Annotated in this window: 27 protein-coding genes; 11 read left to right on the top strand and 16 right to left on the bottom strand. The window is 59.2% G+C overall.

The features are described from left to right. Positions 1-3: 3 nt before the first annotated feature. The 8 genes from hisG to ACMXYI_RS11280 form a co-directional block, all read right to left on the bottom strand. Entirely contained in the window at positions 4-639 is a 636-nt protein-coding gene (gene hisG, locus ACMXYI_RS11315) for an ATP phosphoribosyltransferase (RefSeq protein WP_007901570.1), read from the bottom strand. A 129-nt stretch (positions 640-768) separates the two neighbouring features. After that, positions 769-2,034, bottom strand: coding sequence for a UDP-N-acetylglucosamine 1-carboxyvinyltransferase (gene murA / locus ACMXYI_RS11310; protein ID WP_415773255.1), 1,266 nt, complete (start codon positions 2,032-2,034; stop codon positions 769-771). Between the two features lie 22 nt (positions 2,035-2,056). Beyond that, positions 2,057-2,296, bottom strand: a complete 240-nt coding sequence (locus ACMXYI_RS11305; protein ID WP_046052891.1) for a BolA family protein — start codon at positions 2,294-2,296, stop codon at positions 2,057-2,059. 114 nt (positions 2,297-2,410) lie between these two features. Beyond that, positions 2,411-2,716, bottom strand: coding sequence for an STAS domain-containing protein (locus ACMXYI_RS11300; RefSeq protein WP_008150739.1), 306 nt, complete (start codon positions 2,714-2,716; stop codon positions 2,411-2,413). Continuing rightward, a complete protein-coding gene (locus ACMXYI_RS11295) occupies positions 2,713-3,369 on the bottom strand; it encodes an MlaC/ttg2D family ABC transporter substrate-binding protein (RefSeq protein ID WP_415773254.1) in 657 nt (218 codons plus the stop codon). The genes ACMXYI_RS11300 and ACMXYI_RS11295 overlap by 4 nt, the downstream gene beginning before the upstream one ends. An 11-nt stretch (positions 3,370-3,380) precedes the next feature. Continuing rightward, the gene (gene mlaD, locus ACMXYI_RS11290; RefSeq protein WP_046045861.1) at positions 3,381-3,848 is read right to left on the bottom strand and encodes an outer membrane lipid asymmetry maintenance protein MlaD; all 468 of its coding nucleotides are present in this window, start codon (positions 3,846-3,848) and stop codon (positions 3,381-3,383) included. Then, complete coding sequence (mlaE, locus tag ACMXYI_RS11285) at positions 3,848-4,645, bottom strand: lipid asymmetry maintenance ABC transporter permease subunit MlaE (protein ID WP_008150745.1); 798 nt, start codon at positions 4,643-4,645, stop codon at positions 3,848-3,850. Before mlaE ends, mlaD begins: the two co-directional genes overlap by 1 nt. Beyond that, positions 4,645-5,454 (bottom strand): ATP-binding cassette domain-containing protein, encoded by an 810-nt coding sequence (locus ACMXYI_RS11280; protein ID WP_008150748.1) that lies wholly within the window; start codon positions 5,452-5,454, stop codon positions 4,645-4,647. The genes mlaE and ACMXYI_RS11280 overlap by 1 nt, the downstream gene beginning before the upstream one ends. A 275-nt stretch (positions 5,455-5,729) precedes the next feature. Between ACMXYI_RS11280 and ACMXYI_RS11275 the strand changes: the two genes are divergently transcribed. From ACMXYI_RS11275 to ACMXYI_RS11230, 10 genes are all read left to right on the top strand, one after another. Beyond that, a complete protein-coding gene (locus tag ACMXYI_RS11275) occupies positions 5,730-6,704 on the top strand; it encodes a KpsF/GutQ family sugar-phosphate isomerase (protein WP_008150750.1) in 975 nt (324 codons plus the stop codon). Then, positions 6,704-7,228, top strand: a complete 525-nt coding sequence (locus tag ACMXYI_RS11270) for a KdsC family phosphatase (protein WP_415773253.1) — start codon at positions 6,704-6,706, stop codon at positions 7,226-7,228. The genes ACMXYI_RS11275 and ACMXYI_RS11270 overlap by 1 nt, the downstream gene beginning before the upstream one ends. A 7-nt stretch (positions 7,229-7,235) precedes the next feature. Further along, on the top strand, positions 7,236-7,808 hold the full coding sequence (lptC, locus tag ACMXYI_RS11265; RefSeq protein WP_150658803.1) for an LPS export ABC transporter periplasmic protein LptC: 573 nt from the start codon (positions 7,236-7,238) through the stop codon (positions 7,806-7,808). Continuing rightward, complete coding sequence (gene lptA / locus ACMXYI_RS11260; protein ID WP_046052886.1) at positions 7,795-8,343, top strand: lipopolysaccharide transport periplasmic protein LptA; 549 nt, start codon at positions 7,795-7,797, stop codon at positions 8,341-8,343. Before lptC ends, lptA begins: the two co-directional genes overlap by 14 nt. After that, positions 8,343-9,068, top strand: coding sequence for an LPS export ABC transporter ATP-binding protein (gene lptB, locus ACMXYI_RS11255; protein ID WP_017336541.1), 726 nt, complete (start codon positions 8,343-8,345; stop codon positions 9,066-9,068). The genes lptA and lptB overlap by 1 nt, the downstream gene beginning before the upstream one ends. A gap of 184 nt (positions 9,069-9,252) precedes the next feature. Then, positions 9,253-10,746 (top strand): RNA polymerase factor sigma-54, encoded by a 1,494-nt coding sequence (locus tag ACMXYI_RS11250; protein ID WP_046045855.1) that lies wholly within the window; start codon positions 9,253-9,255, stop codon positions 10,744-10,746. A gap of 74 nt (positions 10,747-10,820) precedes the next feature. Then, a complete protein-coding gene (gene hpf / locus ACMXYI_RS11245) occupies positions 10,821-11,129 on the top strand; it encodes a ribosome hibernation-promoting factor, HPF/YfiA family (RefSeq protein WP_007941242.1) in 309 nt (102 codons plus the stop codon). Between the two features lie 12 nt (positions 11,130-11,141). Further along, positions 11,142-11,606: a PTS IIA-like nitrogen regulatory protein PtsN gene (gene ptsN, locus ACMXYI_RS11240; protein WP_008150761.1), complete on the top strand. Its 465-nt coding sequence runs from the start codon at positions 11,142-11,144 to the stop codon at positions 11,604-11,606. A 2-nt stretch (positions 11,607-11,608) separates the two neighbouring features. Then, positions 11,609-12,466: an RNase adapter RapZ gene (gene rapZ, locus ACMXYI_RS11235; RefSeq protein ID WP_149630552.1), complete on the top strand. Its 858-nt coding sequence runs from the start codon at positions 11,609-11,611 to the stop codon at positions 12,464-12,466. A 15-nt stretch (positions 12,467-12,481) separates the two neighbouring features. Next, positions 12,482-12,757 (top strand): HPr family phosphocarrier protein, encoded by a 276-nt coding sequence (locus tag ACMXYI_RS11230; protein WP_033058002.1) that lies wholly within the window; start codon positions 12,482-12,484, stop codon positions 12,755-12,757. Positions 12,758-12,790: 33 nt separating this feature from the next. Here the strand turns inward: ACMXYI_RS11230 and ACMXYI_RS11225 are convergent, their stop codons facing one another. The 6 genes from ACMXYI_RS11225 to pmbA form a co-directional block, all read right to left on the bottom strand. After that, on the bottom strand, positions 12,791-13,684 hold the full coding sequence (locus ACMXYI_RS11225) for a ZIP family metal transporter (protein WP_415773252.1): 894 nt from the start codon (positions 13,682-13,684) through the stop codon (positions 12,791-12,793). 30 nt (positions 13,685-13,714) lie between these two features. Next, entirely contained in the window at positions 13,715-14,326 is a 612-nt protein-coding gene (locus tag ACMXYI_RS11220) for a superoxide dismutase (RefSeq protein WP_415773251.1), read from the bottom strand. Between the two features lies 1 nt (position 14,327). After that, positions 14,328-14,756, bottom strand: coding sequence for a hypothetical protein (locus ACMXYI_RS11215; protein WP_415773250.1), 429 nt, complete (start codon positions 14,754-14,756; stop codon positions 14,328-14,330). Between the two features lie 27 nt (positions 14,757-14,783). Continuing rightward, positions 14,784-16,160: a class II fumarate hydratase gene (locus ACMXYI_RS11210; RefSeq protein ID WP_415773249.1), complete on the bottom strand. Its 1,377-nt coding sequence runs from the start codon at positions 16,158-16,160 to the stop codon at positions 14,784-14,786. After that, the gene (locus tag ACMXYI_RS11205) at positions 16,141-16,548 is read right to left on the bottom strand and encodes a FagA protein (RefSeq protein ID WP_415773248.1); all 408 of its coding nucleotides are present in this window, start codon (positions 16,546-16,548) and stop codon (positions 16,141-16,143) included. The genes ACMXYI_RS11210 and ACMXYI_RS11205 overlap by 20 nt, the downstream gene beginning before the upstream one ends. A gap of 136 nt (positions 16,549-16,684) precedes the next feature. Next, the gene (pmbA, locus tag ACMXYI_RS11200; protein WP_415773247.1) at positions 16,685-18,031 is read right to left on the bottom strand and encodes a metalloprotease PmbA; all 1,347 of its coding nucleotides are present in this window, start codon (positions 18,029-18,031) and stop codon (positions 16,685-16,687) included. 108 nt (positions 18,032-18,139) lie between these two features. On the opposite strand from pmbA, the gene yjgA reads away from it, so the two are divergent. Beyond that, complete coding sequence (yjgA, locus tag ACMXYI_RS11195; RefSeq protein ID WP_033058015.1) at positions 18,140-18,664, top strand: ribosome biogenesis factor YjgA; 525 nt, start codon at positions 18,140-18,142, stop codon at positions 18,662-18,664. 49 nt (positions 18,665-18,713) lie between these two features. Here yjgA and tldD read toward each other — a convergent pair whose 3' ends face one another. Together tldD and ACMXYI_RS11185 are read right to left on the bottom strand one after the other, a co-directional pair. After that, positions 18,714-20,156 (bottom strand): metalloprotease TldD, encoded by a 1,443-nt coding sequence (gene tldD, locus ACMXYI_RS11190; RefSeq protein ID WP_008148876.1) that lies wholly within the window; start codon positions 20,154-20,156, stop codon positions 18,714-18,716. A gap of 18 nt (positions 20,157-20,174) precedes the next feature. Then, positions 20,175-21,023: a carbon-nitrogen hydrolase family protein gene (locus tag ACMXYI_RS11185; RefSeq protein ID WP_415773246.1), complete on the bottom strand. Its 849-nt coding sequence runs from the start codon at positions 21,021-21,023 to the stop codon at positions 20,175-20,177. Positions 21,024-21,244: the final 221 nt, after the last annotated feature.

The following is a 21,244-nucleotide window of genomic DNA, read 5'->3' as shown; positions in this document are numbered from 1 at the left end:
GAATCAGCCGCGGTGTCGAGACTCCACTGCCTTGCGCAGGGTGTCGATCAACGCCTGGATACGGGCGTGCTGCATTTTCATCGAAGCTTTGTTTACGATCAGCCGGGAGCTGATGTCGGCAATGAAATCCTGGGGTTCCAGACCATTGGCGCGCAGGGTGTTGCCGGTGTCGACCACGTCGATGATCTTGTCTGCCAGACCGATCAGCGGCGCCAGTTCCATCGAGCCATAGAGCTTGATGATGTCGACCTGACGGCCCTGTTCGGCGTAGTAGCGCTTGGCAACGTTGACGAACTTGGTCGCCACACGCAGGCGGCCCTTGGGCTCGACATCGCCGACACGGCCGGCGGTCATCAGCTTGCAGAGGGCAATTCGCAGGTCCAATGGCTCGTACAGGCCCTGGCCGCCATATTCCATCAGCACATCTTTACCGGCGACGCCCAGGTCCGCGGCACCATGTTCGACGTAAGTCGGCACATCGGTGGCGCGCACGATCAGCAGCCGTACATCGGCCTGAGTCGTGGGGATGATCAGCTTGCGGCTCTTGTCCGGATTCTCGGTCGGCACGATGCCCGCTTCAGCCAGAAGCGGCAGGGTGTCGTCAAGGATGCGGCCCTTGGACAGTGCGATGGTCAACATGGGAAACGTCAGTCCTTATCAGGCTACTGATGCCCGGTCGCAAATGGCGCCGGACACACATCGAGGGCGCAAACACCCTCGACTTGAAACGAAACCAACGGGCACGTCCCTGTGCCCATGTAACAGAAACTAGCCCGGTACGCGGCGGATCTTGGCGCCGAGCATCTGCAGTTTCTCTTCGATGCACTCGTAACCACGGTCGATGTGGTAGATGCGGTCGATCAGGGTGTCACCTTCAGCGATCAACGCCGAGATCACCAGGCTGGCCGAAGCACGCAAGTCGGTAGCCATGACTGGCGCGCCCTTGAGCTTTTCGATGCCGGTAACGATGGCGGTGTTGCCTTCGACCTGGATGTGAGCGCCCATGCGGTGCAGTTCGTAAACGTGCATGAAGCGGTTTTCGAAGATCGTCTCGATCACAGCGCCAGTGCCTTCGGCAATGGCGTTGAGGGAGATGAACTGCGCCTGCATGTCGGTCGGGAACGCCGGGTACGGAGCGGTGCGCACGTTAACGGCTTTTGGCCGCTTGCCGTGCATGTTCAGCTCGATCCAGTCTTCGCCGCAGGTGATTTCGGCACCCGATTCCTTGAGTTTCTCAAGAACGGCTTCGAGGATGGTCGGATCGGTGTCCTTGACCTTCACACGGCCGCCGGTCACAGCAGCTGCGACCAGGTAAGTGCCGGTCTCGATACGGTCAGGCATCACTTTGTAAGTGGTCGGGTGCAGACGCTCGACGCCATCGATGGTGATGGTGTCAGTGCCGGCGCCAGTGATCTTGGCGCCCATGGCGTTCAGGAAGTTCGCCAGGTCGATGACTTCAGGCTCGCGAGCGGCGTTTGCCAGAACACTGCGACCCTTGGCCAGAGCGGCGGCCATCATGATGTTTTCGGTACCGGTCACGCTGACGGTGTCGAAGAAGAAGTGCGCACCGCGCAGGCCACCTTCAGGCGCCTTGGCCTTGATGTAGCCGCCTTCGACATCGATGACCGCGCCCATGGCTTCGAGGCCACGAATGTGCAGGTCAACCGGACGCGAACCAATGGCGCAACCGCCAGGCAGTGCGACTTCGGCTTCACCGAAACGGGCAACCATCGGGCCCAGCACCAGGATCGACGCACGCATGGTTTTCACCAGTTCGTACGGAGCGATCAGGGTCTTGATGGTGCGCGGGTCGATTTCGACGCTGAGTTTCTCGTCGATCACCGGCTCGATGCCCATACGACCGAACAGCTCGATCATGGTGGTGATGTCGTGCAGGTGCGGCAGGTTGGCAACAGTCACCGGGCCATCGCACAGCAAGGTTGCAGCCAGGATCGGCAGGGCAGAGTTCTTTGCCCCGGAGATGCGGATTTCGCCATCAAGACGAACGCCACCGGTAATAATCAATTTATCCATAAGAATCTCGACGCCCTTGGGCTCAGGTGCGCTCGGCCCAGGCCGCGCTGCTGAAAAATTTCATAGTGACCGCATGGATGCTGCCATCGGTGATCCATGGGTTCAAATGGGCATAGATCTGCTGCTGACGCTTCACCGGGCTCAACGCCGCCAGTTCATCGCTAATCACGTTCAGCTGAAAGTTGCAGCCTTCGCCCTCAACTTCTACCTGAGTTCCGGGCAGCTTTCCTTCAAGGAAGCTCTTCACTTCTACGGCCTGCATGCTCAACCTCAATCGGCGCCCTGTGCGCACGGGTCGGACATCATACAAAAAAGCCCCGCGCCTGCGAACCCCGCGAAGCAGGACTCTGACGGGGGGGCTTCTTTATAGATGCGGTTAGGGATGCGCCAACAGCTCGGTCAATTCGCTGACCTGAGCGATTTCGCGCATGTCTTCTGGCATCCCGCGGATGCTCAGCGCCTTGCCGGCCGCCTCTGCATCACGCATGAAGCACAGCAGCAGCGACAAGCCGACACTGCTGGATTTCAACACTGCCGAGCAATCGACCACCAGTGCAGCGGCCTTGCTGGATTTGATCAGCGCCTGCCCCTGCTTGCGCAAGCCGGGGCCGGTGCGGTAATCCAGCATGCCGCTAAGTGTCAGCTCACCGGATTCGCTCATGCGAATGGCCGAAACACTCATTGAGCTTGCGTCTCGGTGGTTTGCTTCTGACTGGCTTCCTTGGCTTTGGCGACTTCCCCGGCCCAACCATTGATGGTCTTGTCCAGGTCATTGCCATTGCGCTGCATCGCATCAGCGAACTGATCACGGAACAGCTTGCCGATGTTAATGCCGTTGATGATCACGTTGCGCAGTTTCCACTCGCCATTGATCTTTTCGAGTGTGTAAGACACAGGATAAATCGCGCCGTTGCTGCCTTTGACCGTCATGGCGACGCTTGTACGGTCTCCCGACTCATCCTTGGCAGGGTCGACGACGATCCCCTGATTGTTGTATTCGAGCAAAGCGTTGCCATAGAACTGGAACAGACCCTTTTTGAAGTTTTCTTCAAAGGTCTTCATTTGCGCAGGCGTGGCTTTGCGCGAGTATTTGACCGTCATGATGCTCTTGGAAATGCCCTCGGCATCCACAACAGGTCCGACGATGCTGTCCAGCGCGGCATAAAAGTCTTTCGGATCCTGCTTGTACTTCTCTTTATTGGTCGCCAGATCGGCAAGTAACCGATTGGTGGTGTCCTGTACCAGTTCGTGCGCGGAAGGCGCCGCCACGGCGTTAGCCATCAACGGCAGGGCCGCGAGTAATACCAACAGGCCACGTCGCAAGGTAGAGATCATTTAAAAGCTCCTCATTTGGCGTCTTTACTAACGGTATTGAGCAGAAATTTACCGATCAGGTCTTCGAGTACCAGCGACGACTGTGTGTCGTGGATGGTTCCACCATCCTTGAGCAAGCCTTCTTCGCCGCCCACGCTGAGACCGATGTACTTCTCGCCCAACAGCCCAGCGGTCAGGATAGATGCAGTGGAGTCAGTCGGCAGGTTATCTACGCGCTTTTCCAGCTGCATGGTCACTCGACCGGTGAAACTGTCGCGATCCAGATCGATTGCCGTGACCTTGCCGATGGTCACACCGGCCATGGTCACTTTAGCTCTGACAGTCAAACCGGCGATATTGTCGAAATACGCATAAAGTTTATAAGTGTCGGTGGTTGCGCTCGGGGACAGGCCACTCACCCGCAACGCCAGCAACAGCAAAGCCAGGATGCCAGCCAGCAAGAAAAGGCCGACACCGATTTCCAGGGTGCGGTTTTGCATCAGAAATCTCCAAACATCAAGGCGGTCAGAATAAAGTCCAGGCCGAGTACAGCCAAAGAGGCATACACCACGGTCTTGGTAGTGGCACGACTGATCCCCTCGGAAGTGGGCTCGCAGTCATAGCCTTGGAATACGGCGATCCAGGTCACGACAAAGGCGAAAACGATGCTTTTGATGATGCCGTTGAGCACATCGTCTGCAAAGGTCACGCTGTTCTGCATGTTGGACCAGTAGGAACCTTCATAGACACCCAGCCAGTCGACGGCCACCCACGAACCACCCCAGATGCCCACCACGCTGAAGATCATCGCCAGCACCGGCAGGGAAATGAAGCCGGCCCACAGGCGCGGGGCAATGATGTACTTGAGCGGGTCGACACCAATCATTTCCAGACTGGACAACTGCTCGGTGGACTTCATGTTGCCGATTTCGGCAGTCAATGCCGAACCGGCGCGCCCGGCGAACAACAACGCCGTGACCACGGGCCCCAGCTCGCGCAACAGCGTCAGCGCAACCATCTGGCCGACCGCCTGCTCCGAACCGTAGCTGGATAGAATATTGAAGCCTTGCAGCGCCAGCACCATGCCGATGAATACCCCGGAGACCACGATGATCACCAGGGACATCACGCCCACCGAATGCAGTTGCTTGATCAGCAAGCCAAAACCGCCGCCAATGCCGCCACGGCCAAGCAAGGCATGAAACAGGAATATCGCCGAACGGCCGAACACCCCCAGCACGTCAATGCCAGAGTGGCCGAACCGGCGAACCCGTTCTATTAGTGAAATCTTGCGCATCAACGCTGCCCCAGAAGATCTGCGCGGTAATCCGTCGCTGGAAAGTGATAGGCGACCGGACCGTCAGGCTCGCCTGTCATGAATTGACGGATGCGTGGCTCCTGCGAGTTCATCAGTTCCTCGGGAGTGCCCTGCCCCAACACCTGGCCTTCGCCGACAACATAGATGTAATCGGCGATGCTCGCGGTCTCGGCCAGGTCGTGGGAGACCACGATACTGGTGATGCCCAGCGCATCGTTGAGCAGACGGATCAGGCGCACCAGTACGCCCATGGCGATAGGGTCCTGACCGACAAAGGGCTCGTCATACATGAGGATCTGCGGATCGAGGGCAATCGCCCGGGCCAGCGCGACGCGACGCTTCATGCCGCCGGACAACTCGTCAGGCATCAGGTCGATGGCGCCACGCAAGCCCACGGCCTGTAATTTGAGCAGGACAATGTCCCGGATCATTTCTTCCGGCAGTTCGGTATGAACGCGTAGCGGAAAGGCGACGTTCTCGAACACATCGAGATCGGTGAACAGAGCACCACTCTGAAACAGCACGCCCATGTGCTTTCGCGCATCGAACAGATCACTGCGCGACAGTTTCGGCAGGTTCTGTCCATTGACCCAGACTTCGCCTTTGGTGGGCCGCAACTGCGCGCCCATCAGCCGCAACAGCGTAGTCTTGCCACACCCGGAAGGCCCCATGATGCCGGTGACCTTGCCGCGCGGGATACGTATATCGACGTTATTGAAAATGCTGCGCGTTCCGCGCTTGAAGGTCAGTCCCTTCAGCTCGACCGCGTAGGCTTTATCGGCACTCATCTAAACTCCTTGCGATGCAGCCTCTCACTCGGACGCCTGACTTTCTGGCGAAAGCACATACCTCCCGGGCAGGCCGAACTGGCGGCGAACTATATCACTGCAAAGGCCAAGCGCCCAAGGCCCAGCCGGGCCATGTTGAGCAACATGACAGGCTAAAAGCTTCCATTCAGGGGGATTCGGTAACAAGGAATGACAAAGCGCGACGAACTTGCGTGAGGGTTTCGATCATTACCGTTATAATCGCCGCCTTTTCATCAGGCTATACGATTTCTGACATGAGCCAATCCAGCGACCTGATTCAATCAGCACAACGCACCATCCGCCTCGAACTGGAAGCCGTACAAGGCTTGTTGCCCCGTATCGACGCAGATTTCGTGCGCGCTTGCGAGATGATTCTGGCCAGCAAAGGGCGCGTGGTCGTGGTCGGCATGGGCAAATCGGGGCACATCGGCAACAAGATCGCCGCCACCCTGGCCAGTACCGGCACCACGGCTTTTTTCGTGCACCCGGCCGAAGCCAGCCACGGGGATATGGGCATGATCACCCGCGACGACATCATCCTGGCGCTGTCAAATTCCGGCTCCACCAATGAAATCGTCACCCTGCTGCCGCTGATCAAGCGCCTGGGCATTCAATTGATCAGCATGACCGGCAACCCTGATTCACCGCTGGCGAAGGCTGCCGAGGTCAACCTCAACGTGCACGTCGAGCACGAAGCCTGTCCGCTCAACCTGGCACCGACCTCGTCGACCACTGCCGCGCTGGTCATGGGCGACGCCCTGGCCGTTGCGTTGCTGGAAGCCCGCGGTTTTACCGCTGAAGATTTCGCCTTTTCCCACCCCGGTGGTGCGCTTGGCCGACGCCTGCTGCTGAAAGTGGAAACCGTCATGCACGCCGGCGCAGAACTGCCCCAGGTGCAACGTGGCACGCTACTCAAGGACGCCTTGATGGAAATGACCCGCAAGGGCCTTGGCATGACCGCGATTGTGGAGGCCGACGGCAAACTGGCCGGGATCTTCACGGACGGCGACTTGCGTCGCACCCTTGACCGGACCATCGACATCCACCATACGACCATCGACGAGGTCATGACCGTTCATGGCAAGACCGCGCGGGCCGATATGCTGGCAGCCGAAGCCCTGAAAATCATGGAAGACCATCGAATCAACGCGCTGGTGGTGGTGGACAAGGAGGACCGTCCGATCGGCGCCTTCAACCTGTCCGATCTGCTGCGCGCAGGAGTAATGTGATGAGCACCGACCTGCTGCAACGCGGCAAGACCATCAAACTGGCGGTTTTCGACGTCGATGGCGTACTGACCGACGGACGCCTGTACTTCCTCGAAGACGGCAGCGAATTCAAGACGTTCAACACCCTCGACGGCCAGGGCATCAAGATGTTGATGGCAGCCGGCGTGCAGACCGCTATCATCAGCGGCCGCAAGACCCCGGTGGTCGAGCGACGAGCGAAGAACCTCGGTATTCCACACGTGTACCAGGGGCGCGAAGACAAACTGGTGGTACTCGACGAACTTCTTGCCCAACTCAACCTAAGCTATGAACAAGTCGCCTATCTCGGCGACGACCTGCCGGACCTGCCGGTGATTCGTCGCGTCGGTCTGGGCATGGCGGTGGCAAACGCTGCCAGTTTCGTCCGTGAACACGCCCACGGCATCACCCAGGCCCGCGGTGGCGAGGGTGCCGCTCGCGAATTCTGTGAATTGATCCTGCGCGCCCAAGGCCGCCTCGATGCGGCCAACGCTGCGTACCTGTGAGCCAACCATGCTGAGCAAAAAGATTCGCAAATTCCTGGTGTTCGGTTGCATCGCAGCGATATTCGCGGCGGTCGGCTACTGGAACATCAGCCCGGAACGCTTCCTCGATCAGCCGGTGGCAAAGATCGATGAAACCGCGATCGACTATTACGCGATCAACGCCCACAGCGTGCAATACCTGCCAGACGGCAAACTGCAATACGAAATGACGTCCGACAAGGTTGAACACCTGAAAGCCACCGAAGTGACGCTGCTGACCAATCCCGACTTGAACATGTTCCGCGGCACCGAGTTTCCGTGGCATGTCCAGAGCGAGCACGGCGAAGTGAATCCCGACGGCACTCAGGTCGAACTGATTGACTCGGTGCGCATCACGCGCTTCGACGAGAAAAACCGCAAGACCCTGATTACCACCACCCGCATGACAGTGTTCCCGCAGCAGCAATATGCGCAGACCGAGCAACCCGTTAGAATCGACGGCGCTGGTGGTGTGTCGACTGGCAAGGGAATGAAAGCGTATTTGAAAGAAAGCAGGATACACCTGCTATCTAACGTAAGAGGACAGTATGAGGCTCGTTAAAACCCTCCCTATTTTGCTCGGTCTGAGCGCAGCACTGGGAAGCGTGAGCGCCTGGGCTCTGCCGAACGATCAAGAGCAGCCTATCCGCATCCAGGCCGACGATGCCCAACTGGACGACAAGAATGGTGTTGCCACCTATAAAGGTGACGTGATCATTACCCAGGGCTCGATGATTGTTAAAGGCAATACTGTGACCATCACCCGCACCCCGGCCGGCGACATCGACGTGGTGACTTCGGTGGGCAATCTGGCCTACTTCGAGCAGATGCAGACGGCTGGCGACACCAAGCCGGTTCAGGGCTACGGAGTGACCATCCAGTACCACGCCTCGCAAAACCGCGTCGTGTTGATCGATCGCGCCAAAGTCATCGACAAGGACAACAACGTCACCCAAGGCGAGAAAATCGTCTACGACACGGTCAAGAAGCTTGCGAGCGCCGGTCGCGCGACGGGCAACAAGGTCACCGAGTCGCGTCCGCGCATCGACATGGTGATCCAGCCGAAGAAGAAAACCGACGAGCAAAAGGCCCAGTAATGGCAACTCTGAAAGCTCAGCATCTGGCCAAGAGCTACAAGAGCCGCCAGGTCGTGCGTGACGTCAGCCTGTCGATCGACAGCGGTCAGATCGTCGGCCTGCTGGGTCCCAACGGCGCCGGCAAGACCACCTGCTTTTACATGATTGTCGGCCTGGTACAGGCCGATCAGGGCCGCGTACTGATTGACGACCTGGATGTCAGCCACCAGCCTATGCACGGTCGTGCGAAGGCCGGTATCGGCTATCTTCCGCAAGAAGCATCGATCTTCCGCAAACTCTCGGTAGCCGACAACATCATGGCGATCCTCGAGACCCGCAAGGAACTCGACAAGGCCGATCGTCGCAAAGAGCTGGAAAGCCTGCTGCAGGAATTCCACATCAGCCATATCCGCGACAACCTCGGGATGAGTCTGTCCGGTGGTGAACGCCGCCGTGTGGAAATCGCCCGGGCACTGGCCACCAATCCGAAATTCATCCTGCTCGACGAACCGTTCGCCGGCGTGGACCCGATTTCGGTGGGCGACATCAAACAGATCATCTATCACCTCAAGGCCAAGGGCATTGGCGTGCTGATCACTGACCACAACGTCCGTGAAACCCTGGATATCTGCGAAACCGCCTACATCGTCAACGATGGCCAACTGATCGCCGAAGGTGACTCTGCCACCATCCTGGCCAACGACCTGGTCAAGGAAGTGTATCTGGGCCATGAGTTCCGCCTGTAAGCACTGAGGTGTCTGGCTGGTTGCCCGAGCGCTTGTCTCGATAAAAAATCAACATTTTTTTATTGTTACAGCGCTCTAGGCAAACGCTGCAGTTTCGGGCATATAATTTGCTTATGTTTGGCGCTCCGGCGCCCTGTAGTGGATGGCGCATGTGCGCCGGCGAATAAGGTGTTAAGCCCCTGCCATGAAACCATCGCTAGTCTTGAGAATGGGCCAGCAGCTGACGATGACACCGCAGCTGCAACAGGCCATCCGCCTGCTCCAATTGTCGACCCTGGACCTGCAACAGGAAATCCAGGAGGCCCTGGAGTCCAATCCGATGCTCGAACGCCAGGAAGAAGGCGACGACTTCGATAACGCCGACCCCTTGGCCGACAAAGCCGAACAGCAACCCAACGTAGACATTCAGGAACCCTCCTACCAGGAAACCGCCCCGACGGTTGATAACCTCGAGGAAGGCGACTGGAACGAACGCATCCCCAACGAACTGCCCGTCGATACCGCGTGGGAAGACGTCTACCAGACCAGCGCCAGCAGCCTGCCGAGCAACGATGACGACGAGTGGGACTTCACCACCCGGACATCGGCCGGCGAAAGCCTGCAAAGCCACCTGCTGTGGCAACTGAACCTGGCCCCGATGTCCGACACCGATCGCCTGATCGCCGTGACCCTGATCGACTGCATCAACAATCAGGGCTACCTGGACGAAACCCTCGAGGAGATTCTCGAAGCGTTCGACCCGGAACTGGACATCGAACTGGACGAAATCGAAGCCGTCCTGCACCGCATCCAGCAATTCGAACCCGCTGGTATCGGCGCCCGCAACCTGGGCGAATGCCTGCTGCTGCAATTGCGCCAGTTGCCCGCCAAGACGCCTTGGCTGGTCGAGGCCAAACGCCTGGTCACCGATTACATCGACCTGCTTGGCAGCCGCGATTACAGCCAGCTGATGCGTCGCATGAAGCTCAAGGAAGATGAACTGCGCCAGGTGATTGAACTGGTGCAGAGCCTCAACCCGCGCCCAGGCTCGCAAATCGAGTCCAGCGAAGCCGAATACGTCGTTCCCGACGTGATCGTACGCAAGGACAACGAACGCTGGCTGGTGGAACTGAACCAGGAATCCGTGCCACGACTGCGAGTCAACGCTCAATACGCCGGTTTCGTGCGCCGCGCCGATACCAGCGCCGACAACACCTTCATGCGCAATCAGTTGCAAGAAGCCCGCTGGTTCATCAAGAGCCTGCAAAGCCGCAACGAAACCCTGATGAAAGTAGCCACTCAGATCGTCGAGCATCAGCGCGGCTTTCTTGAATACGGCGACGAAGCCATGAAACCGCTGGTCCTGCATGACATCGCCGAAGCGGTGGGCATGCACGAGTCGACGATTTCACGGGTGACCACGCAGAAATTCATGCATACCCCACGGGGCATATATGAACTGAAATACTTTTTCTCCAGCCACGTCAGCACCTCCGAGGGCGGTGAATGCTCGTCCACGGCGATCCGCGCGATCATCAAAAAACTGGTTGCCGCGGAAAATCAGAAAAAGCCGTTGAGTGACAGCAAGATCGCTGGTTTACTGGAGGCACAAGGCATTCAGGTGGCTCGCCGCACCGTCGCCAAGTACCGCGAATCCCTCGGGATCGCGCCTTCGAGCGAACGCAAGCGGTTGATGTAGAGCCACGCCACAGCGTTCCAGTGGCAGGCATTTCTGCCTGCCGCTTTATGCACTGGCAACGAAGGAGAAGCTGTATGCAAGTCAACATCAGTGGACACCAACTGGAAGTGACCGAACCTCTTCGCACCTACATCGGCGAAAAACTCGAACGATTAGAGAGGCATTTCGACAAGATCACCAACGTGCAGGTCACGATGACGGTCGAAAAGCTCAAGCAGAAAATCGAAGCCACGCTGCATATTCCCGGCAATGAAGTGGTCGCAAACGCGGAGCATACCGATATGTACGCGGCGATCGACGCACTGACCGACAAGCTGGATAAACAACTCAAAAAGCATAAGGAAAAGACCCAAAGCCTCCTCCAGGGCGCGACCGGTCGTTAACACTCCCAACCCATGATCCGACTTGAAAGCATCCTGACCCCCGGCCGTTCCCTCGTGAACGTGCCGGGCGGCAGTAAAAAGAAAGCCCTCGAGCAAATTGCCAACCTTATCCACAAAGAAGTGCCGGATCTGGAGATGCAAGATGTCTTCGAGGCTCTGATTGCCCGTGAAAAACTCGGCTCAACCGGTTTTGGCAACGGCATCGCCATTCCCCACTGCCGCCTGAAGGGCTGCACCTCGCCCATCAGCGCCCTGATGCACCTTGATGCACCTATTGATTTCGACGCCATCGACGGCGCTCCGGTTGACCTGCTGTTCGTTCTGCTGGTCCCGCAAGCCGCTACCGATGCGCACCTGGAGTTACTGCGCCAGATCGCCAGCATGCTCGACCGCAAGGAAGTGCGCGAAAAACTGCGCAGCGCCCCGAGCAATGAAGCCTTGTATCAGGTTGTCCTGGACGAGCAAAACGGTCACTAATCATGCGCTTGATCATCGTCAGCGGCCGCTCAGGCTCAGGTAAAAGTACCGCACTCGATGTTCTCGAGGACAACGGCTACTACTGCATTGACAACCTGCCCGCCGGCCTGCTGCCGGAACTGGCCGAACGCGCGTTGATTCACACCGAGCTGGCGCAACCGCTGGTTGCCGTATCCATCGATGCGCGCAACTTGCCAAGTCACTTGTCGCGGTTTCCCGAACTGCTGGAAGAAGTGCGCAGCCGGCATATCCAGTGTGATGTGCTTTATCTGGACGCCGACGAAGAAACCTTGCTCAAACGTTTCTCGGAAACCCGCCGTCGTCACCCGCTGAGCAATGCCAATCGCTCGCTGGCCGAAGCCATCAACGATGAGACCGCGCTGCTCGGACCGATTGCCGACCTCGCCGATCTCAAAGTAAACACCACCAACCTGAACCTGTATCAGCTGCGAGATACCATCAAGCTGCGCCTGCTGAACCAGCCGGAACCCGGTACGGCGTTCCTGGTGGAGTCTTTCGGCTTCAAGCGTGGCATGCCGGTGGACGCTGATCTGGTGTTCGACGTGCGCTGCCTGCCGAACCCTTACTGGAAGCCGGAGTTGCGCGATCAATCCGGGCTCGACCAACCGGTTGCCGAGTACCTGGCGGCACAGCCGGACGTCGAAGAGATGTTCCAGGACATCTCCACCTACTTGTTCAAGTGGCTACCACGCTTTGCCGCCAGCAACCGCGCTTATGTCACCATTGCCATTGGCTGCACCGGCGGCCATCATCGCTCCGTCTACCTGACCGAACGTCTGGGCCAGGCCCTGCAAAAAACCCTGAAGAACGTCCAGGTTCGCCACCGCGACCTCAGCTAAAGGATTCACACCGCGATGCCTGCTCTGGAAATTGAAATCATCAACAAGCTGGGCCTGCATGCCCGCGCTTCTGCAAAATTCGTTGGCGTCGCCGGTGAGTTCAAGGATTGCACGATCAGAGTAGGACGCACGCCGGAATCCACGGTCGACGGAAAAAGCATCATGGCAATGATGATGCTCGCTGCGGGCAAGGGTACCAAAATCCACCTGAGCACCGAAGGCGAACAGGCTGATGAGGCGCTGCAGGCATTGGTGAATTTGATCAATGACTACTTCGGCGAAGGCGAGTAATCCTCGCCCTGCTACAAAGTTCGTGCTCTGCAGCTAAGCCAATGCTGTATCCATCACCATCATCAAGCAAAACCCGATCAGCAACCCAAGACTTGCAAGCTTGTCGTGACCATTGCGGCGCGACTCGGGGATGACTTCATGGGTGACCACCAGCAACATCGCCCCGGCCGCCAGTGCCAACCCCAACGGCAACAACAATTCGGCCAGGCTCACTAGCCAGGCACACAGCAACGCGAAGACCGGCTCGACCAGACCTGACGCAGCACCAATCAGGAACGCCTTGACCCGCGACATCCCTGCCCCGGCCAATACCAGCGCGATCACCAGACCTTCCGGCACATCCTGCAAGGCGATGCCCATGGCCAGGCTATCGGCGTCGGGCATGCCACCTCCCGCCGACACACCGACCGCCATGCCTTCAGGGATGTTGTGGGCAATGATCGCAAACACAAACAACCAGATTCGCGGCGGGATGACCGGTCGCTCCAGCGTGCCTACGAGCATTTCCGGCGACGCACCCGACACCTTGCGATCAACCAGGAACAATCCAAACGCACCCAACATGATGCCGAAACTGATCAGTCCGCTGGCCGCCCAAGGCGTCAGCCCCAGGTTTTCAGCGGCAGAAATCCCAGGAACGATCAACGAAAACGCTGTCGCCGCGAGCATCACCCCGGCCCCGAAGCCGAGAAGCGTATCGCTGACCGCCTGGGGCATCCGTCGAATCACCAGCACGGGCACCGCGCCCAAGGCAGTGCCCAAGGCGCAGATCGCCCCGCCTTGCAGCGCGCGCAGCAGTTTCGGCTCGAGGTCCAGCCACGCCAAGCCTTGGGCAACCAATAACGTCATGCCTGCCAGCAGTAACAGCGATCCGAATGCGTAACGAAACATTCGCCCACTTCCGATCGCCAGTGTTTCAGTGCCCATAGCCAGCCTTGGATTGTTTTTGCAGAAGTCTTAAACCAGTGCAGCCTGATAGCGCGCAGCGACTTCAGGCCAATTGATCACGTTGTAGAACGCGTTGATGTATTCCGGGCGACGGTTCTGGTATTGCAGGTAATAAGCGTGCTCCCAGACATCCAGGCCGAGGATTGGCGTATTGCCGCTCATCAATGGACTGTCCTGATTGCCGCTGCTTTCAACGACCAGCGTCTTTTGCGGCGTCACACTGAGCCACGCCCAGCCGCTGCCGAAACGAGTCAGCGCGGCTTTGGTGAAGGCTTCCTTGAAACTGCTCAGGCCGCCCAGTTGCTCATTGATCGCCTCAGCCAAGGAGCCTTCGGGATTGCCGCCGCCGTTAGGCGCCATCACTTCCCAGAACAGCGAATGGTTGGCATGCCCGCCGCCCTGATTAATCACCGCCGCGCGCAACTTCTCCGGCAGTTGCTGGACAGCAGATACCAGTTTCTCCACCGGCCACTCGGCAAACTCGGTGCCTTCCACCGCAGCGTTGAGGTTGTTGATGTAGGTCTGGTGATGCTTGGTGTAATGGATTTCCATGGTCTGCGCATCGATGTGCGGTTCCAGGGCATCGTAGGCGTAGGGCAAGGCAGGCAAGGTAAAAGCCATTTCAATGAACTCCATGTTGTAGGGGCGCAGGCGAGGCGGCATCGATGTGCAGCAATCGATGCGTACGCGGGTATTCGCCGCGTTCGCTGATGAAATTCAGCAGCTCGACGTAGGTTTTGCTGCTCTGGCGCAACGCTGCTTCACGCAGGGCCGGCGCCAGTCGTGGGTCCTGCATGGTCTGCAACAATCGCTGATGGATGGCGCACAGGTACTCGGCGCTCTCCTCAGGCTGGTTCAGACGCAAATGCAGATCCGCCAGGTTGTGGTGGGAAATCACGCAGGCCGCGACCGCCTCGTCGGCATCTGCCCAGCGCTCGAACAACACCTGGGCCAGGGCCAATGCCTGCAAGTAAGCCTCGCGGGCATCAACCAATTCGCCCAGCATGAAATGGCGGTTAGCCCTTTCGATCGTGCGTTTCCAGTGCTCCATGGTGAGCCTCCAAAGCGGTTGCGGTGGTTACACGCCGCCTGCGGTGAGCTTCTCTGGGTTGAGTAACTCTTCCAGCTGGCTGCGTGTCAGGTCGGTGTGTTCCAGCGCGACATCGATCACCGGACGGCCCTGTTGATAGGCCTTTTTGGCGATCTCCGCGGCTTTTTGGTAACCAATGATCGGGTTGAGTGCGGTGACCAGAATCGGGTTACGCGACAGCGCTTCCTTGAGCCTGGCTTCGTTGACCTTGAAGCTGGCGATGGCCTTTTCACCCAGCAGATGGCTGGAGTTGGTCAGCAACTCGATGCTGCTCAGCAGGTTCTGGGCGATGATCGGCAGCATCACGTTCAGCTCGAAATTGCCCGACTGACCGGCGATTGTGATGACCGTGTCATTGCCGATGACCTGAGCGGCGACCATGGCGGTCGCTTCCGGGATCACCGGGTTGACCTTGCCAGGCATGATCGAAGAACCCGGCTGCAAGGCTTCGAGTTCGATTTCACCAAGACCGGCCAGCGGGCCGGAGTTCATCCAGCGCAGGTCGTTGGCGATTTTCATCAGCGAAACGGCAGTGGCCTTGAGCTGACCGGAAACACTGACCGCCGTGTCCTGAGAGCCGATCAGCGCAAACAGATCCTCGCCCGGTTTGAATTTCACTTGGGTCAGCTTGTTCAGTTGCTCACTGAAACGCGCCGCGAATTCCGGATGAGCGTTGATTCCGGTGCCCACTGCCGTGCCGCCCTGAGCCAGGGATTGCAGACTCGGCAGCAGATCCTGCAGATGACTGATGTTGGCCTTGAGCTGCTGCGCCCAACCGTTGAGCACCTGGCTCATGCGCACCGGCATCGCGTCCATCAAGTGAGTGCGGCCGGTTTTGACGTGGTGATGAACCTCTTCGGCCTTGCGCTCGATCACCTGAACCAGACGCACCAGCGCCGGCAACAATTGCTCGTGCAACGCCAACGCCGCACTGACGTGGATGGTGGTCGGGATGATGTCGTTGCTGCTTTGGCCGCAATTGACGTGATCGTTGGGGTTCACCGGCTCGCCGAGCAGGCGGCTGGCCAGGGTGGCGATCACTTCGTTGGCGTTCATGTTCGAACTGGTGCCGGAACCGGTCTGGAAGATATCCACCGGAAAATGCTGCATGAAGTCACTTTGGAGCAGGCCCAGTGCCGCATCGACGATGGCTTTGCCCTGGGATTCGCTGATTTGCTTGAGCTCGACGTTGGCTCGGGCAGCGGCGGCCTTGGCCAGGATCAGCGCGCGGATGAACTGCACGGGCATCGGTTTGCCGCTGATGGGGAAGTTATCCACCGCGCGCTGGGTCTGTGCGCCGTAGAGGGCGTCCACCGGTACTTGAAGTTCGCCCATGCTGTCGCGCTCAATACGAGTCTTGGTCATCAGAAAATCCTTGCACCAGTTCTATGAGAGGAATCGAGGGCTGCAACTCGCAGGTCGCCAGTTGCCAGGTGTAGCTCTGCCAGCGCTTGAGGCGGCATTTGCACAGAGAGAGCCGTTCCAGATCGCGCAATGGCCGCCAGGCCTGATCCAGACAAAAGGTGCGCCAATGCCAGGGCAGCGCGACATCGGCGACGGTGTCGAGCAACAGGCGGAAAGAAGTTTCGGCGATGGTCCAGGGAGAGGTTGCCGTGCAACAGGCGAGGTACCGACCTTCGGCCAGGTAATGTTCGATCAGGCGAGGCTCGTCAGGGTCCATTGCGCAACGGATCTGGCGACTCATCCAGCGCCAGCTTTCGAGGTAAGGCTGCTCGTGCAAGGCAGAACTCATGATCCGGGCTCATTCGGTAATGAGATTTATTATTAGATGATAATAAGAACCAAAACAACCCCAAGAAAATCAACGCACAAAAAAGGCGCGCCACCCAACGATGGGTGGCGCGCCTTTTTTGTGTAACGGTTAAGCGTTAGCTGCCGGCTACCGTCATCCGCTCGATCAGCACCGAACCTGTACGAATGTTGCTGCGCAGTTCCAGGTCATTACCGACAGCAACGATCTGTTTGAACATGTCACGCATGTTGCCGGCGATGGTCACTTCCTGGACCGCAAACTGGATTTCACCGTTCTCGACCCAGTAACCCGCCGCGCCACGGGAGTAATCGCCAGTGACCATGTTCAGGCCCTGCCCCATCAATTCAGTCACCAGCAGGCCGCGGCCCATGCGGCGCAGCAAGGCAGCCTGGTCTTCATCGCCATGAGTGACGAACAGGTTGTGCACACCGCCGGCGTTGGCGGTGCTCGGCATCCCGAGCTTACGGCCGGAGTACGTGCCGAGAACGTACGACACCAATTCGCCTTTTTCGACGAACGGTTTAGCGTAGGTCGCCAGACCGTCGCCATCGAACGCCGAACTGCCCAGGGCTCGCATCAGGTGCGGGCGCTCATCGATGGTCAGCCATTCCGGGAACAGTTTCTGCCCCAGCGTGCCTTCAAGGAACGAGGATTTTCGATACAGACTGCCGCCGGAAATCGCCGAGAGAAAACTGCCGAACAAACCACCGGCCAGTTCCGCGGAAAACAGTACCGGCACTTCGCAGGTCGGCACCGGACGCGCGCCCAGACGGCTCGCCGCCCGTTGCGCGGCACGCTGGCCAATGCTCACCGGGTCGGCCAGCAAGTTGCCCTGGCGGTTCACGTCGTACCAGTAATCGCGCTGCATCTGGCCGTCGGCCTCGGCGATCATCACGCAGCTCAGGCTGTGACGGGTCGACGCGTAACCGCCGATAAAACCGTGGCTGTTGCCGTAAACACGGCAGCCCTGATGGGTGCTGAGGGTGGTGCCGTCGGCGTTCTTGATCCGGCTGTCGGTGGCAAACGCCGCCGCTTCACAGGCCAGGGCCTGCTCGATGGCTTGCTCCGGCGTGATGTCCCATGCGTGGAACAGGTCGAAATCCTGCAGATCCTTGGCCATCAGCGCGGCGTCTGCCAGGCCTGAAGCTTCGTCTTCCGACGTGTGCTTGGCGATGGCCAGTGCGGCGGCGACGGTTTCGCGAATCGCCTCCGGACCGCTGGCGGATGTGCTGGCCGAACCCTTGCGCTGGCCAACGTACAAGGTGATGCCGAAGCCCTGATCGCGGTTGAATTCGACGGTTTCGACTTCACGCTGACGCACCGAGGTCGACAGGCCCTGCTCCAGGGACACCGCCACTTCACAGGCACTGGCACCCTGGCGCTTGGCTTCAGCGATGATCTGCTCGACTTGCTCTTGCAGTGCCGGCAACGCTTGTGGGCCGACGCTTTCAACTGCACTCATGCTGTTCTCCACTCAAATTCTGCTTTCGGCTAGGGCCTTCGAGCGACCGGGCCGGACAAGCGGCCCCCGACTGGTTATCATGGCGGCGTTTCTTTGCGGACGGCCACCATGGTTGATTCTTACGACGACTCCCTCGATACGGGAGAAAAAAGCAAATCCCAGGTTAAACGCGAGCTTCATGCTCTGGTTGACCTCGGCGAGCGCCTTACAACGCTCAAGCCTGACTTGCTGGCAAAACTGCCGTTGACCGACGCTATGCGCCGGGCACTGGCCGATGCGCCCAAGCACACCGCGAATATCGCGCGTAAACGGCACCTTATGTTTATCGGCAAACTGATGCGCGATCAGGACACTGACGCCATTCTGACCTTGCTCGATCAACTCGATGCCTCCACCCGGCAGTACAACGAACGTTTCCACGGCCTGGAACGCTGGCGCGATCGCTTGATCGCGGGCGACGATGCAGTCCTGGAGAAGTTCGTGGTCGACTACCCGGAGGCTGATCGTCAGCAATTGCGCTCCCTGATCCGTCAGGCCCAGCACGAACTGGCGACCAACAAGCCACCGGCATCGAGCCGTAAAATCTTCAAATACATCCGTGAGCTGGACGAGACTCAACGCGGTCTGCGTTAAGTCCCGAATCGGGTGAGTCGCCAAGCGGCTCACCCGAAGCTCCATCCTTTTACGATCCTGTGCCACCCACAGTGATCGCATCGATTTTCAGCGTTGGCTGGCCGACACCCACCGGCACCGACTGCCCATCCTTGCCACACGTCCCCACGCCGCTGTCCAGCGCCAGATCGTTACCGACCATCGACACCTTGCTCATGGCTTCAGGGCCATTGCCGATCAACGTCGCGCCTTTGACCGGGGCAGTGATTTTGCCGTCTTCGATCAGGTACGCCTCGCTGGTGGAGAACACGAATTTGCCGCTGGTGATGTCCACCTGACCGCCGCCGAGGTTGGCGCAGTAGATGCCGCGCTTCACCGAGGCGATGATTTCCGCCGGGTCGCTTTCGCCCGCCAGCATGTAGGTGTTGGTCATGCGCGGCATCGGCAGGTGCGCGTAGGATTCACGACGACCGTTACCGGTACGGGCCACACCCATCAGACGGGCGTTGAGTTTGTCCTGCATATAGCCTTTGAGTACGCCGTTTTCGATCAGCGTCGTGCACTCGGTCGGGGTGCCTTCATCATCGACGCTCAGGGAACCGCGACGCCCGGCCAGCGTGCCGTCATCGACAATGGTGCACAGCTTGGACGCAACCATCTCGCCCATGCGCCCGCTGTAGGCGGAACTGCCCTTGCGGTTGAAGTCGCCTTCCAGACCGTGGCCGACCGCTTCGTGCAGCAACACGCCCGACCAGCCCGAACCCAGCACCACCGGCAACGTACCGGCCGGCGCAGGAATGGCTTCCAGATTCACCAGCGCCTGACGCAGCGCTTCACGGGCGTAGCTCATGGCGCGGTCATCGCTGAGGAAATAACGGTAATCGGTACGACCGCCACCGCCATGACCGCCGCGCTCACGGCGACCGTTCTGCTCGACGATCACGCTGACGTTAAAGCGCACCAACGGCCGAACATCGGCGGCCAGGCCACCGTCGGTGGAAGCCACGAGGATTCGCTCCCAGACACCGGCCATGCTCACGGTGACTTGCTGGATACGCGGGTCGAGGGCGCGAGTCGCGACGTCGATACGTTTGAGCAGCTCGACCTTCTCGGCACGGGTCATCACTTCCAGCGGGTTGTCCGGCCCGTACAACTGGGCGACATCCTGGGTCGTGAAGGCTTGCACCGTGCCGTTCTGACCGGCGCGGGAGATCGAACGTGCAGCACGGGCTGCAGCGCCGAGGGCTTCGAGGGTAATGGCATTGCTGTAGGCAAAACCGGTTTTCTCACCCGATTGCGCACGCACGCCGACACCTTGGTCGAGGTTGAAGCTGCCTTCCTTGACGATCCCGTCTTCCAGCGCCCAGGACTCGGAAATCTGCCCCTGGAAATACAGGTCGGCAGCATCGATGCCCGGGCCGGCCAGATCGCCGAGCACACCTTGCAGGCTCTCGATTGTTACGCCGCCGGGCGCCAGGAGGTGTTCACTGACTGAGGACAACAACTCGCTCATATGCTTTACGCCTTAAATTCATCGTTCTGAGGCAGGTCGCCGGGCGCCCTGCGAGAAAAAGCGCCGGTGACTGGACACCGGCATCCGCGCCCTGATGGACGCCTGTTCGCTGCTATCGCGTTCGGCCAGCAGCACGGCCTCGCCTTGATCCTGTTGCGCCAGCACACGTCCCCACGGGTCGATAATCGCGGCATGGCCAAAGGTTTCCCGCGGCCCCGGATGCGTCCCACCCTGGGCAGCCGCGAGCACATAACATTGAGTTTCGATGGCCCGCGCGCGAATCAATACATCCCAATGCGCCGCGCCGGTCACCGCAGTAAAGGCCGACGGCGCGGTAATCAACTCCGCACCGGCGGCGCGTAATTCGCTGTACAGCTCCGGGAAGCGCAGGTCGTAACACACTGTCAGCCCGACTCGACCGACGGGCGTGTCCGCCACGACAACTCCACTGCCATAAGCATAGTCATCGGATTCGCGATAACGCCCGCGATTGTCCGCCACATCGACGTCGAAGAGGTGCAACTTGTCATACCGTGCAACCGTTTCGCCGTGGTCATCCACCAGCAGCGAGCAGGCATGCACTTTGGCCGTCGGTTGATCCACCGGCGGCAACGGCAATGTGCCGGCCACTATCCATAACTTGAGGTCGCGGGCGGTCTGTTTCAACCACGGCAGGATAGGACCTTCGCCCAACGCCTCGGCGCGGCCGATGTCGGCAATGTCGCGACGGCCCATGGCAGCGAAGTTTTCCGGCAGTACGGCAAGCTGCGCACCACCGGCCGCCGCTTGCTCGAGCAGCCGACGGGCCTGGGCCAGATTGGCCAGCACATCGCTCTGGCTGACCATTTGAATCACCGCAAAAGACATGGCCTTTTCCTTACTTGAGATCCGTACACCGACCTGTAGCAGCTGCCGAAGGCTGCGTCCGGCTGCGCAGCAGTCGTAAATCCGGGATGCACAGTTGATCTGAAAGACCGAGGTGCCTGATTTTACGACTGCTGCGCAGCCGGACGCAGGCTTCGCCAGCTGCTACAAGGGATTTGCGTCGCCACATAAAAGTCTTTGGCCATGCTACTCCATCAGCCAAG

Origin of the sequence: Pseudomonas lyxosi (assembly GCF_047758685.1) — a bacterium.
GTDB classification, from domain to species: domain Bacteria; phylum Pseudomonadota; class Gammaproteobacteria; order Pseudomonadales; family Pseudomonadaceae; genus Aquipseudomonas; species Aquipseudomonas lyxosi.
Note: the sequence above shows the minus strand (reverse complement) of the source record. Positions and strands in the feature narration are given on the sequence as shown.